Origin of the sequence: Actinomadura geliboluensis, assembly GCF_005889745.1 — a bacterium.
Classification (GTDB): domain Bacteria; phylum Actinomycetota; class Actinomycetes; order Streptosporangiales; family Streptosporangiaceae; genus Spirillospora; species Spirillospora geliboluensis.
The window spans coordinates 1-12929 of record NZ_VCKZ01000002.1 but is presented as its reverse complement, the minus strand read 5'-3'; the positions used below and the strand labels follow the sequence as shown (position 1 = coordinate 12929).

Below are 12929 nucleotides of genomic sequence, written 5' to 3'. Positions count from 1 at the left end.
GTGCCTGACGACCGGCTCGTCGTGGAGGACATCGCGTGAGGTGAGCTCATCGGGCCGTCTGCCAGCAGCATTAGCCCCGGCCTGGGCGGAGCCCAACTCGTACCCCGAGATCCATCATCTCGACGCCACGAACTCGGACCGGGGATGGCGCCTGCGGCTACTTCCGCGAACGCTACGGCCTCCGAAGGCCGCCCACTGCGGCGCGCTGCACTTCGCGAACGTGCTTCGAGTACGGCACCGGCCCGACGGTCGCGCGGATCTGCACCTGCTCGTGCCGTTCGACGTGCGGCTTCCGGGAGCCGCCGTTCGGTTCGCCCCAGGTGAGGACGACCTCGGTACCGGGAACGGCGTGCTCCTCGTCCAGCATGGCCAGGGAAAGGGCCACACCCTCGTTGCCGTTGTATCCGCAGTGGCAGGAAAGGCCCGCCATGCGGCCGTCCTTTCCGCGGACCTCGTCGAAATGCGGGAACCCGTAGAACGCGGTCGGGAACTCGATCGACTTGTACCTGGGGCCCGACCCGAACTGGGAGCCCATCACGCGAAGGACGTCCTCCTTGTTCCAGGCGAGGGTCACCCTCCTGCGGTGCGGTCCGCCGGCCATGCTCTCCAGCGCCGGACGGCCGATGAAGTCGTGGTCGAACTTCAGGAAGCGGTCGTATCCCAGGTTCCAGGGCGTGACGTAGTAGTCCTCGATATCGGACGAGCAGAAGCTGCCGCCGAGCTGCGTGTTCCCCTCCCAGCTCTCCGCGGGGAGCCATTCCCTGAATCCGCGCAGCTCCTCGCCCGTGAAAATGCCGGGGAGCGGGTAGGCGATCCATCCGCTCTCGAAGATCGTGCTGAAGTACGAGCGGGTGCCGCCCTGGACCATCCCGTGTTTCTCCCCCGCGGCGAGGATGGCTGATCGGACGGTGCCGAGCTCGTCATAGGGGCCCGACAGTTCCACGCCCTGATGGCCGGCCATGCCGTGCCGCAACACCAGGACCTGGCTGCCGGAGATCGTCACCCGCGCGGTCCGGAAGAACGGGATCTCCGGCGTCGTCCCCTCCGTGACCTCGTCGAAGATCTTCCCCGCGTTCGGACCGTCCAGCTGGAAGCGGTAGCGGACCCGCCGTCCCTTCGGGTTGTAAGGGGTCGGCGCGTCGCGCTCGATGGAGACGTCGAATCCTCCCGTAACCGCCTGGTATTCGACCCAGTTCAGCACGCTCATTCCGCTGACGAGCTCGAAGTCGTTCTCGCCGAGGCAGTAGACGATGCAGTCCCCGATGATGTGCCCGCGGGGCGTGCACACGACGAGCTGCTTGGCCCGGTCGGGGGTGAAGTCCGCGAAGCTGTTGATGCCGACGCGTGTCAGGAGGCGCAGCGCGTCGGGGCCTTTGAGGAAAAGTTCGGGCATGTGGTGCGACTGATCGAACAGGATCGCGGTCTCCCGCCAGGCCCGCTGCTCGTCCCGCCAGTTGGTGAAGTCCGGAGGGATGAACGCGGCGGTCAGGCTGGTCCGCGCGCGGAAATGCGGGGCGATGGTCTCGTTGTAGAAGTAGTCGACCAGATCGGGGGTCTCGTCGACCAGGTCCTGGAGAGACTTTCCGTTTCCCGTTTCCATTCGAGCTCCTGTTCTCGATATCGCCGCCGGCGGCGGCCGGTCAGAAGACGATCGTCCGGTTCCCGTGCCGGATCACGCGGTCCTGGAGATGCCACAGCACGGCCCGGGCCAGCACCTGGCGCTCGATGTCCGCGCCGCGCCTGGTCAGTTCGGCGACCGTGTCGGCGTGCGAGACGCGGATCACGTCCTGCTCGATGATCGGGCCCTCGTCGAGGTCCTCGGTGACGTAGTGCGCGGTCGCGCCGACGAGCTTGACGCCGCGCTCCTTGGCCTTCTGGTAAGGGCCGGCGCCGATGAACGCCGGGAGGAAGGAATGGTGGATATTGATGATCGGCACCCCGACCTCGTTGATGAACGACCCGGTCAGGATCTGCATGTACCGGGCGAGGACGATCAGGTCGACATTGCCGGCGACCAGCTTGACGATCTCCATCTCGGCGGCCGACTTGTCCCGCCCTCGGGCCGGCACGTGGAAGAACGGGATGCCGAAGAAGCGCACGTCGTCGGCGACGTCGGAATGGTTGGAGATCACCATCGGGACGGTCATCGGCAGTTCGCCGCGCCGCTGCCGCCACAGCAGGTCGAGCAGGCAGTGGTCCGATTTCGAGGCGAGGACGGCGACCCGCGGCGGGACGGAGAGGTCTCGAAGCCGCCAGTGGAGCCCGAGCTCCTCGCCGACAATGGCGGCGAGGTCCTTCTCCAGCGCCGGAATGGTCGCGGCGAGGTCCGCGACATGTACGACGGTCCGCTGGAAGAACGCGCCGCCCTCCGGGTTGTCGCTGTGCTGGTCCAGCGCGACGATGTTCGCGCCGTGGCGGGCGAGCACTCCGGCCAGGGCGGCGACGATTCCGGGTTTGTCGTCGCCGTACACCATGAGGCTCGCGCGGTCCCGCGCAAGCAGGTTCGGGTCGGTGTCCATTCTCTGAACAGGGCTCATTGCGTCACCATCGATTCGTCGTCCCGCACCCATTCGGCCGTCACGCGGATGCCGCCGAAGGTGTAGAAATGCAGTGAGACATCTCCGTGCCGGACGGGGTCGATCTGTTCTTGTAGCCTTTTGATGAAGCGGCCGGGCCCAGCGGTGCCCAGCAGGTTCGTCAACGAGAACCCGTATTTCTGGACGATCCCCGCCGACGACTGCACGCCGAACCGGCGCGCGTACCGCAGGAGTCGCTTCACGCCGGCGGGTCCCGGCACGCCGATTCGGACGGGCGCGTCGACGCCGCGGTACCGGAGTTCGTCCAGCCAGGCCACGACGGGCGCCGGGTCGAACCCGAACTGCGTGATCACGGTCGCGCCGAGCGACTGCCGGTAAAGGGCGGCGTGCTTCTCCTCCAGCGCGCACCATAGGGTGGGCGTGTCGATGTGCGGGTGCCCCTCCGGGTAGCCGGCGACGCTGACGTGCCGGACACCGGACCGCGCCAGCGCGCCCGACCTGATGACCGCCAGCGCGTCCGCGTACGGACCCGCGGGCCGGGCGGGGTCACCGCCGACGACACAGATCTCCTCGGCCGCCCCCACTTCGGCGAGCGCGGAGAGGTACTCCGCCAGCTCCGACTCCGAGCGCAGGCGCCGGGCCGAGATGTGCGGAACGGGACGCAGTCCGCGCTCACGCACGGCCCGCGCCGCCGACACCCGCGTCGCGAGGTCCTCACCGGCGAGGAATGTCACGTTGACCCGTGTCCCCGGCGGAATGAGCCCGGCCGCGTCCACCAATGCCCCGGCGTCCTTGCCCGTCATTTCCAGCGAGAAGCCGTCCGCCAAAGCCGTCCGGCGTCCGCTTCTCTCGGGTTCGATGCTGTCGAGCTCCACCGTCCACAACCTCCTGAAAGCGGCTCGGCTCGACGTTAGGACGGCACGGTTTCCCCGAGCGCGAGATTCGGTATCGCAGAATCACCGCCCGCCGCCCGCATTGGGCACCTACTTTTGTCATGGGCCGGCTCTTTTCGCGGCGCCTGGCCGGTGCGCGGCGCCAGCCGCGACCGTGCTCGTGACCAGCGACGACGTTGACCGTGTCGCCGGTGGCGCGGTAGTTTCCAGGTACTTATCTCGTGACAGATTCGGTCGAGGGGCCGGCCGCTCGTAGGAGGATCGGGATGTCCTCTTCGGAGAGAATGCCTCCGGCATACCCCACGAACGCACTCGACCGCGGCCTCCGGCTCATCCAGCTCGTCCGCGACGAGGGCCGCATCCGGGTGACGGACGCCGCGGAGGAGCTGGGCGTGGCGGCGTCCAGCGCGCACCGGCTGCTCCAGACCCTGGTGTACCGCGACTACCTCGTCCAGGACGAGACCCATGCCTACGTCCCCGGGCCGGCCATGTCGGCCGGGGCGGCGGGCATCGCGTGGAGCCGCGGCCTCCGCCGGACCGCGGCGCCCCACATGAGCCGCCTCGGCGAGTTGGTGGGGAACTCGACGAACCTCGCGATCCGGGTCAGGAGCGAGGTCCGCGTGCTGGCAAGCGCCACCGTGCCCGGCAGCACCTACGACTGGCGCGGGTCGGTCCTGCCCGCCCACCGGACCGCCAGCGGCAAGGCGATGCTGTCGCTGCTGGCTGACCCCGACCTGGAGAGGATGTACCTCGCCGAGGGCGTGAACACCGCGGTCTCGGTCGCGGAGTTCGACCGGCTCATGGACGGGATCGGCTGGGTCAGGCGCACCGGCTGGTCGATCTCCAAGGGCGAGTGCGAGCGGACCATCACCGCGATCGGCATCCCGATCCGGAGCCGGTCGGGCGCGCCGCTCGGCGCGATGACCATCACCACGCATGGCCCCTCGAGCCTGGTGGGGCCGGGACTCGACCGGACCGTCCGGTACATGCGGCAGGCGTGCGCCCGGATCGAGGCGGAGATCGAAGGGGACCCGGAGGCGCCCGCGCCCGGGGAAGCCATCGCCTCCACGGCATGACAGCGGCGGGCGGGGCCCGGTTCGGTCCGGCCCCGCCCGCCGTGAAACGCGATCAGGAGCCGGAGGATCCGGTCTTGCGGACGGGCAGGCTCATGGCCCCGAGGCCGCTGATCGCGACGTCGATGACGTCGCCCGCCGCGATCGGCCCCACCCCGGGCGGCGCGCCCGTCATGATCACGTCGCCCGGCTCCAGCCGCATCAGCCGGGACGCGTGCGCGATGATGCGCGCCACCGGCGTGATCATGTCGGCGGTGCTGACCTTCTGCCGCACCACCGTGCCGATGCGCAGTTCGATGTCGAACGCGTCCGGAGCGCCGGCCTCCTCCGCCGTCGTCAGCCACGGCCCGAGCGGGGTGAACGTCTCGTAACTCTTGCGGCGGGACCGGTCGCCGGTGCCGCGCTCGGTCAAGTCGAGGCCGATGAGGTAGCCGAGCACGTGGGACAGCGCCGTCTCCTCCGGGATGTCCTTGCCGCCTGGGCCGATCACGAGGGACAGCTCGCTCTCGTGGTGGATCTCGCGGCCGGCGGCCAGCGGCGCCTCGGGCAGCAGCACCGGGTCGTCCGGGCCGCTGATCGAGCTCGGCGCCTTGAGGAAGACGTCGAAGTCGAGCAGCCACGCGCCCGTCCCGCTGGTCTCGCGCGGCATGACGGACTCGCGCATCTCGGCGATGTGCGCGGTGTAGTTGGACGCGCACGCGACGATCTTGCCGGGGTTGAGAACCGGGGCGCGGAGCCGCACCTCGTGGAGCGGCCGCGCCGTTCCGCCGCGCGCCGCGGCGGCCAGGCGCGGCCCGATCTGCGCGAAGTCGCGGCACAGCCGGACCCACCAGCCCGCCCCGAACGGCTCACCGGAATGGGGCTCCGGGAGCGCGTCCGTGACGTCGGTGATCGAGGCGTGGTCGGTGCCGACGGCGCCGAGCCGCCAGTCGTCGAAGATCGCAAGCCGCATGGTCTCGCTCCGTTCAGGCGGGCCGGGCCATCCGGGCACCGGCCGGCGGGTCAGGCGGACGTGTACCGGTCGAGGGCGTCCTGGTCCCAGACCAGGCCGTGCCCCGGCCGGTCCGGCGGGACGGCGACGCCGCCGGACACGGTGAGAGTCTCGGCCAGCAGGTCGTCCAGCAGCGGGAAGTGCTCGATGTACGTCGCCGACTTGGCCACCGCCGCCAGCTGGATGTGAAGCTCCGGCAGGAAGTGCGGCGTGACCGGGACGCTCGCCGCCTCGGCGAGGGTCGCGATCCGCAGCCACTCGCTCACCCCGCCGGTGAGCGGCGCGTCCGGCATGAGGATCGCGGCGGCTCCCCGGTCGAGGTACCGCTTGAACTCGAACCGCCCCTGCAGGTGCTCTCCCACGGCGATCGGCACCGGGGACCGTGCGGCGAGCAGCGCGTGGCCGTCGACGTCGTCGGACGGCAGCGGCTCCTCCAGCCAGGCCACGTCGAGCTCGTCCAGCCGGTGGGCGAGCCGCTGCGCGTCGGCGAGGTCGAGACGCTCGTTGCAGTCGACCATGAGCCGGACGTCCGGGCCGACCGCGTCCCGCACCGCCGCGACGCGCCGCACGTCCCGCTCGATGCCGAGGGCGCCGGCCCGCAGCTTGACCGCGCGGTACCCCTCCTCGACGTAAGCGAGCGCGCCCGCGACGAGTTCGTCGTCGCTCATCTGGTGGGTGGCGCGGCCGCTCCCGTACACCGGGACGCTGTCGCGCTGCGCGCCGAGCAGCCGGAAGAGGGGCAGCCCGGCCGCTTGGGCGCGCAGGTCCCAGACGGCGATGTCCAAGGCGGACAGCGCGGGCAGCGCGACACCGCGCCCGACCCGGTGGGTGGCCGCCCACAGCTCGTGCCAGACGCGGTCCCAGTCCAGCGGGTCGAGGCCGGTGAGGCGCGGGCCGAACGTCGTGTCGACGATCGCCCGGGCCCCCTCCGCCCCTCCGGTCAGCGCGTAGGTGAAACCGGTGCCCGTCCGGCCGTCGACGTCGCGGACGGTCACGTGGAGCACCTGCAGGCTGGTGGCCCCCGACCCGCCCCGCGCCGCGCCGAGGGGGACGATGACCAGCCTGGTGGCAACGTTGTCTATCTTCATTGGCCCTGTTCCGATGCGGGCAGGGCGAGGTACAGCCAGCCATCCCTGACGTCGGTGGGGTACACCGCCACCGACTGGCCCCGGCGGTCCGTCCGGGCCCCGGTCGCGAGGTCGTACCGCCAGGCGTGCAGCGGGCAGACGACCTCGCCGCCGTCGACCTCTCCCTCGTTGAGCTCGCCGGCCATGTGCAGGCAGTGACCGGCGAGGGCGTGATAGCCGTCCTCGGTGTGGAAGACGGCTATCCGCTCGCCACCGATGTCGACGGCGACCGCCTCGCCGCGGGGCAACGCGTCGGCGGGAGCGAGCCGCACCCACTCCGCGGCCCGCGCCCTGTCGGTCGCGGTCACGCGCCTTCTCCCAGGTAGTACCTGAGGTACTCGTGCGTGCGAGCCCACGCCGCGGTCGCCGCGACGGGACGGTAGACCTCCGGCCGGAAGTCCTCATGGAAGGCGTGCCCGGCGCCCGGGTAGGTGTAGATCTCGGCCGGCCTGCCGCGCAGCCGGTCGGCGAGTTCGCGGGCGTCGGCGACTGGCACGAGGTGGTCGGTCTCGCCGAAGTGGCCGAGGAACGGGCAGCCGACCTTCTCGGCGGCGTCGATCGGGGACACCGGCTTGTTGTCGCTGAGCTTGCCGTACCTGAGCATGCCGTAGAACGTCACGGCGCAGCTCAGGCCGGGGACGCGGGACGCGGCGAGCAACGCGTACGTGCCGCCGATGCAGAATCCGAGCGCGCCGACGCGTGTGACGCCGGGCTGCTCCTTCAGCCACGCCACGGCATCCGCCATGTCGCCCATCACGGTCTCGTCGGCCAGCGCGCCGACCGCCGTCATGATCTTCTCGGGGCTGCTCAAGTCCGGGGCCTGGCCGCCTTCGCGGGCGTAGTAGTCGAGCACCGCGACGGCGTACCCCGCGTCGGCCAGCCGGCCGGCCTGACGCAGGACGTAATCGTTCACGCCGGCGATGGCCGTGGTCAGCAGGACCGCGGGCCGCTCCCCGCCGTCTGCGCCGACCACGACTCCGCCTGCTCCGTCGGCGTTGAACCGGACCTCGGTGAACCGCTCGTGCCGCATCGGGTCAGCCCTCGCCGCCCATGTCGCGGGTGACGCTCCAGGACGGGCTGGTGCCCGTCACCATGTGCCGGATGTTCTCCTGGCCGAGCGGTTCCTCCCAGAAGAGAGTCCGGCTCACGGCCATCATGGGCATGTCCTGGACGACGTACATCAGCGTGTCCTCGTCCCCCTCGGCGTAGTGCGCGTGGTACGCCCACGACGGGCAGGCGAGGGTGTCGCCCTTCTCCCAGTGGAACTTCGTCCATGTGGACCCGGCCTCCTGGACTGCGGTGTATCCGCTGCCCTGCAGGATGTGGTAGATCGCGACGGAGTTGTGCCGGTGCGGGGGCACCTCCTCACCCGGGTGGACGAGCTGCCAGCCGATGAAGATGAACGGGGACGCGCCGACGAGCTCGCCGGTGTCGCCGTTGACCGTCGTGCAGAAGCGCCGCTCCGCCTCCCGCAGCGGCTCCTCGGCAAGCCGGTCGAGCGTCGCCTTCACGTCGGAGAACTTCCAGAACGCGGGCCGGGTGTCCTGCTTGCGGACGACCTTGAAGTAGTCGTCGGCGTCCAGCACCTTCGCCGTCTCGTTGCTCTCCCGGACCGAGCGCATCTTCGGCAGAAGCTCGCGGTACTCCTCGATGCTGATCGCCCGGCCGGACTTCTCGTCCGCGCCATTGCCCTGTGCGGCCATCGTCTCACCTCGTAGATCGACCTGATTCACTCACTGCTTAGGTAAGTGCTTAGCTAAATAAGGCCACGCGGGTCCCCCGCCTGTCAAGACCGCGGGACGAGCGGACGGGACGGGTCGCGGCCGGGCCGGGGATGGGACGCCGGCGAGGTATGCTCGCCCGGTAAACACGCGGTGACCACGCAAGGGGATCGGTGTCACTACGCCACGCTGCTCTCGCCCTCCTGGCCGCTCAGCCGATGACCGGCTACGAACTCGTCCGGTACTTCGACGACACGGTCGGCCTGATGTGGGCCGCGTCGGACAGCCAGATCTACCCTGAACTGCGGCGGATGGAGGCCGACGGGCTGATCCGCGCGGAGACGATCCCGCGCGGCGAGCGGGCCGAGAAGCGCCTCTACAAGATCACCCCGCGCGGCCGGGCACGGCTGCGCGCCTGGACCGGGGAATCGCTGCCCTACCCGCCGGAGCGCGACGTTCACCGGCTCCAGATCACCTACGGCGAGTTCACCAGCCTCGAGAACGTCCGCAAGCACCTGAACGAGCACCTCGACCACTACACCTGGCGGCGGAACCAGTGGGTGAAGCTGCTGGAGACCATCCGGTCGGAGCAGTTCCCGCTGATGCGCGCACGGCTCGACAAGAGCCGTCCCGAACTGCGCCGCCGCATCATCGCGTTCAAGGCGCTCGCGCTCGAAGGCCAGGTCGCCCACGCCGACGCCGAGATCGCGTGGGCCCGCCGCGGCCTCCAGTTGATCGACGACCTCGACCGCACCGAGGCCGCCGGCACCGGGCCCCGCGACGACTCCTGACCCGGCACCGCCTCAACCGACACCGCCTGACTGACGCCTCGAACAGAGTTCGACGGCGCGTGCGGCGCTGCGCTCGACCTTCCCCGAACGCCAGACTTTGATCACCGTTCGGAGCCGCGGCGGCACACCGGGCATTGACAAATTCAGCAGCCGCTTATTTTATGAACCGCATGAGCGCGGAGGGCAGGCGGCGGCGGGGGCGGCCGCGCAAGGGCGAGGAGCAGGACACGCGGCGGCTGCTGCTCGACGCGGCGCTGGACCTGTTCGCCCGGCAGGGGTACGCGACCACGACCGTGCGGCAGATCGCCAACCTCGCCGGGGTCCACGACAGCGCGATCTACTTCCATTTCGAGAACAAGGACGCCATGTACGCGGCCTTGTTCGACGAGATGGGCCCGCCCTCCCTCGAGGCGCTCTGCCCGGACCTGGACGCGATCGCGGCCACGCCCCCCGACGAGGCCATCCGCGCGCTGGTCGAGCGGCTCCTGCGGGTGTGGCTCAGCCCACGCGGACGGCGCTACGCCGGCGTCATCCTCCGGGACGGCGCCGGCCGGCAGGGCGCCCGCGGGCTGGCCGAGGCCATCGAGGCGGCGCGGCACCGGCTGGCCGGCCCGTTCAAGGCGTGGCAGGCCGCCGGCCTGATGCGCGCCGACCAGCCCGCCGGGCAACTGGTGTGGGAGCTCATGGCCCCCCTCGACGTCATCTGGTTCCTACGCCTGCGTCCCGACGCGTCCGACGAAGAACTCGCGGCCGCCGAACGCCAGGTCGAGGCACACCTGGACTACTTCCTCGCCTGTACCACCATCAAGGAGGAGCGCCCGTGACCGTTCACGACACTCAGGTACTGGTGGTGGGGGCAGGGCCCACCGGATTGACCGCCGCGCTCGAACTGCGCCGGCAGGGCGTCGACTGCATCCTGATCGACCAGCGGACCGAGCCGGCGCGGTACTCGCGGGCTCTCGTCCTGCAGGCGCGGTCCATGGAGCTGCTCGACATGCATGGGCTCACCGAAGGGATGGTACGCGACGGGTACCTGGCCCCGGGGTTCAACTTCGGCGCGGACGACCGCACACCGATCATCGTGGAGATGTACCACACCGGCAGCGGCTTCCCATTCATGCTGACCCTGTCGCAGGAGGAGATGGAGCGAGTCCTCACCGCGCACCTCGAACGGACGGGCGGCGGAATCCGCCGCGGGCTCAAGCTCGTGCGCGCCGAGCAGCGGCCCGACGCGGTGATCGCCGAGGTGACCGACGCCTTCGGCGCGCACAGTACGCTGAGCGCCCGGTATCTGATCGACTGCAGCGGGACGCACAGCGTCCTCAGCGGCGAGTACGGGACGACCGAGCGGAGCAAGCTGTTCGGCGGATCCGCGCTCATCGCGGACGTACTGGTCGAGGGCGACCTGCCGCGCGGGTTCGTCAGCCTGCACACCAACAAGCGCGGCGGCCTGGCGCTGCTGCCGTTCCAAAACGAGTACGTCCGGGTCATCGCCTTCGACATGGGCAAGATGGACGTCCCCCACACGACGCCCCTCGACCTGGCGGACGTCCAGGAGACGGTGGACGCGATCGTCCCCTACCCGCTCCGACTCAGCGACCCGCAGTGGATCACCAGGTTCCACTCGCAGCACCGGCTGCTGGAGACGTACCGCGCGCAGCGGATCTTCTTCGCCGGCGACGCGGCGCACATCTTCATCCCGGTGGCCGCCCAGGGCATGAACACCGGCATCCAGGACGCCTTCAACATCGCCTGGAAGCTGGCGTACGTGTGCCAGGGCCGGGCGCCGGAGTCGCTTCTCGACAGCTACCACGACGAGCGCCACCCCGTCGGCGCGCAGACCCGCAGGATCTCGGACAGGCTCTTCCGGATCTTCATCAGCCAGGCGCGGTCGGCGGCGTACCGGAAGGTCAGCAGCCGAGTACTGTCCACGATCTTCTCCAGGAGGCACGTGCAGAACCGGATGAGCGGCCGCGTCACCCAGACCGGGGTGAACTACCGGCACGCGGCACTGTCGAAGACGCAGCGCTTCGGCGGCGTGCGCAAGGCGGCCCTCAACGCCGGGGACCGGGTCCCCGACCTCGACCTCGCCGACGCGGGCGGGCCCGGCGTCCGCCTCTACAACCTCATGCGCGCACCCGGCTACACGCTGGTCGGCTACGCGTCGTCCTACACCGCCAAGGCGAAGAGGGTCGCGATGGTCGCCGAGCTGACCGCGCTGAAGCACCGCTACGCCGGAGTGCTGCGGTGCCTGATGGTTCTCGGCGAGGGGCTGCCGGAAACGGGCGACGTCCCGACGCTCCTGGACGCGAGGCGCGAGCTGCTCCACAAACTCGGCGCGAGGCCGGGCGACCTCTTCCTGATCCGGCCCGACGGCTACCTCGCCTTCCGCACCAACGCCCCGGACGACCTGGACGGCCTTCTCGCCCCCTGGCTTACCCCCGCGCCCGTCGAGGCACCGACCGCCTGACGGCGATAAGCCGCCGGCGCTCGCGGCCGGCCCCGTGGGCCGCGAGCGCCGGCTCTCAGGGCGCGTAGATCCAGAAGTCGCCGATCAGGGCGGCGCCGGGCGCCGGGAGCGGTCCGGGGACCTGGAGGCACCAGAACGGGTGCGGCTCGTCCCCGTACCGCGCGGCCCAGGCGGCGGTGACTCCGGGGAAGTCGCGCACGTCGGTCACGAAGTACTGAGCGCGGACGGCGTTCGCCATGGACGTGCCCGCCGCCGCGCACAGCGCGTCGGCATGGTCGTAGATCGCGGCGGCCTGGACGTGACCCGCGTGCGCGAGGCCGTCCAGGGCCTGCGACGTTCCCGCGCCGGCGACGGCACCATCCGCCGCCACCCCGAGCAGCCCCGAGGGGAAGAGGAAGTCGCCCGCCCGCACGCACGGGCCGAAGGCGGCGCCGCGCGGCAGCCCGGCGTCGACGACCGCCTTGCGCCGCGCCGTCCCGTCCCGCAGCGCGACGAGGTTGATCTCGACGCGCCCTCCGGCGATCCGGAACCCGGCGGCCGGGACGACGGTGAGGGCGCACGGGACGCCACCGAGGTGCTCGGACCACACCTCCAGGAACTCCGGCAGATCATCGGCGTCGCCGAGGTAGACCTGCGCCTTGACGGCCGCGTCCCACGACGACCCGGCCGCGTCGAGGACCGGGGTGAGCTTGTGGACGATGAGGTGCTCCGTCTGCCGCCGGATCGGGCTCGCGCCCCAGCGCATCCCCGCGGGGACCGCGGCGCGCGGGTCGAGCGACTCACCGCCAGCGCTCGCCATCTGGCCGGACACGAAGACGAAGTCCCCGCACGCCACCGCCGGGGCGACGCCCTGCCAGCCGCCGGCCTCGGACCCGGGCGGGCGGACGGCCTCGGCATCGTGCCCGGCGTCGGGGCGGACGGCGATCAGCCCCGCGGACACCGAACTCGTCGCGGCGAAGCAGCGGTCCACGATGACCGACGTACTGGCCGGGATGTGGTCGCCGCAGACGTGCCGCCGGGCCCGGTGGTAGGGGTTGACCGCTTCCGGGCTCGCATAGAACTGGTCGACGCGCACGCCCCGCGACCAGTCGGTGCCGAGGTCGCCGAGCAGCCGCCGCATCTCCGCGAGGACGAACTCGCCCTCCCGCCGGAGCCGCGACTCCCCGAGCCCGGGCGTGCTCCCGTCCATCGCACCGGTGGACGGGTCGACGGCCTCTAGTCCCGTGACGAACACCCACCGCCCTGCGGCGACGGCGGGGGCGTAGCGGACGCCCGTCCCGGCGAGGTCCGGCACGACGGTCTTCACGACGCCGGTCATGCGCCCTC

General features: G+C 70.9%; 13 protein-coding genes. 4 read left to right on the top strand and 9 right to left on the bottom strand.

Annotated elements, in window-relative coordinates; all coding sequences use genetic code 11:
* Positions 1–172: 172 nt before the first annotated feature.
* The 3 genes from ETD96_RS00555 to ETD96_RS00545 are packed head-to-tail and all read right to left on the bottom strand — an operon-like array spanning position 173 to position 3412.
* Positions 173–1600 carry an aminomethyltransferase family protein gene (locus tag ETD96_RS00555; RefSeq protein ID WP_138632239.1) on the bottom strand — a complete coding sequence of 476 codons (1428 nt, stop codon included), beginning with the start codon at positions 1598–1600 and terminating at the stop codon, positions 173–175.
* A gap of 40 nt (positions 1601–1640) precedes the next feature.
* On the bottom strand, positions 1641–2537 hold the full coding sequence (purU, locus tag ETD96_RS00550; RefSeq protein WP_240807036.1) for a formyltetrahydrofolate deformylase: 897 nt from the start codon (positions 2535–2537) through the stop codon (positions 1641–1643).
* The gene (locus ETD96_RS00545; protein WP_205719033.1) at positions 2534–3412 is read right to left on the bottom strand and encodes a methylenetetrahydrofolate reductase; all 879 of its coding nucleotides are present in this window, start codon (positions 3410–3412) and stop codon (positions 2534–2536) included. The genes purU and ETD96_RS00545 overlap by 4 nt, the downstream gene beginning before the upstream one ends.
* Positions 3413–3714: 302 nt before the next feature.
* Here ETD96_RS00545 and ETD96_RS00540 point away from each other — a divergent pair, with 302 nt between their 5' ends.
* The gene (locus ETD96_RS00540; protein WP_171068777.1) at positions 3715–4506 is read left to right on the top strand and encodes an IclR family transcriptional regulator; all 792 of its coding nucleotides are present in this window, start codon (positions 3715–3717) and stop codon (positions 4504–4506) included.
* 52 nt (positions 4507–4558) lie between these two features.
* Here the strand turns inward: ETD96_RS00540 and ETD96_RS00535 are convergent, their stop codons facing one another.
* Genes ETD96_RS00535 through ETD96_RS00515 form a run of 5 tightly spaced genes read right to left on the bottom strand, consistent with a single transcriptional unit; the run spans position 4559 to position 8324 of the window.
* On the bottom strand, positions 4559–5455 hold the full coding sequence (locus ETD96_RS00535) for a fumarylacetoacetate hydrolase family protein (protein ID WP_138632233.1): 897 nt from the start codon (positions 5453–5455) through the stop codon (positions 4559–4561).
* A gap of 50 nt (positions 5456–5505) precedes the next feature.
* Positions 5506–6582 (bottom strand): mandelate racemase/muconate lactonizing enzyme family protein, encoded by a 1077-nt coding sequence (locus tag ETD96_RS00530; RefSeq protein WP_138632230.1) that lies wholly within the window; start codon positions 6580–6582, stop codon positions 5506–5508.
* The gene (locus ETD96_RS00525; RefSeq protein WP_171068776.1) at positions 6579–6929 is read right to left on the bottom strand and encodes a Rieske (2Fe-2S) protein; all 351 of its coding nucleotides are present in this window, start codon (positions 6927–6929) and stop codon (positions 6579–6581) included. Before ETD96_RS00525 ends, ETD96_RS00530 begins: the two co-directional genes overlap by 4 nt.
* Complete coding sequence (locus tag ETD96_RS00520) at positions 6926–7651, bottom strand: dienelactone hydrolase family protein (RefSeq protein ID WP_138632224.1); 726 nt, start codon at positions 7649–7651, stop codon at positions 6926–6928. The genes ETD96_RS00525 and ETD96_RS00520 overlap by 4 nt, the downstream gene beginning before the upstream one ends.
* 4 nt (positions 7652–7655) lie before the next feature.
* Positions 7656–8324 (bottom strand): cupin domain-containing protein, encoded by a 669-nt coding sequence (locus ETD96_RS00515; protein ID WP_138632221.1) that lies wholly within the window; start codon positions 8322–8324, stop codon positions 7656–7658.
* Between the two features lie 191 nt (positions 8325–8515).
* On the opposite strand from ETD96_RS00515, the gene ETD96_RS00510 reads away from it, so the two are divergent.
* The 3 genes from ETD96_RS00510 (at position 8516) to ETD96_RS00500 (ending at position 11603) form a co-directional block, all read left to right on the top strand.
* Complete coding sequence (locus tag ETD96_RS00510; RefSeq protein WP_138632219.1) at positions 8516–9133, top strand: PadR family transcriptional regulator; 618 nt, start codon at positions 8516–8518, stop codon at positions 9131–9133.
* A 170-nt stretch (positions 9134–9303) separates the two neighbouring features.
* Complete coding sequence (locus ETD96_RS00505; RefSeq protein WP_171068775.1) at positions 9304–9957, top strand: TetR/AcrR family transcriptional regulator; 654 nt, start codon at positions 9304–9306, stop codon at positions 9955–9957.
* Positions 9954–11603 (top strand): FAD-dependent monooxygenase, encoded by a 1650-nt coding sequence (locus ETD96_RS00500; protein WP_171068774.1) that lies wholly within the window; start codon positions 9954–9956, stop codon positions 11601–11603. Before ETD96_RS00505 ends, ETD96_RS00500 begins: the two co-directional genes overlap by 4 nt.
* Before the next feature lie 55 nt (positions 11604–11658).
* On the opposite strand, the gene ETD96_RS00495 is transcribed toward ETD96_RS00500, so the two are convergent.
* Positions 11659–12929, bottom strand: a 1271-nt coding sequence (locus ETD96_RS00495; protein WP_240807034.1) for a RidA family protein, incomplete at its 5' end; no start/stop codon positions are given.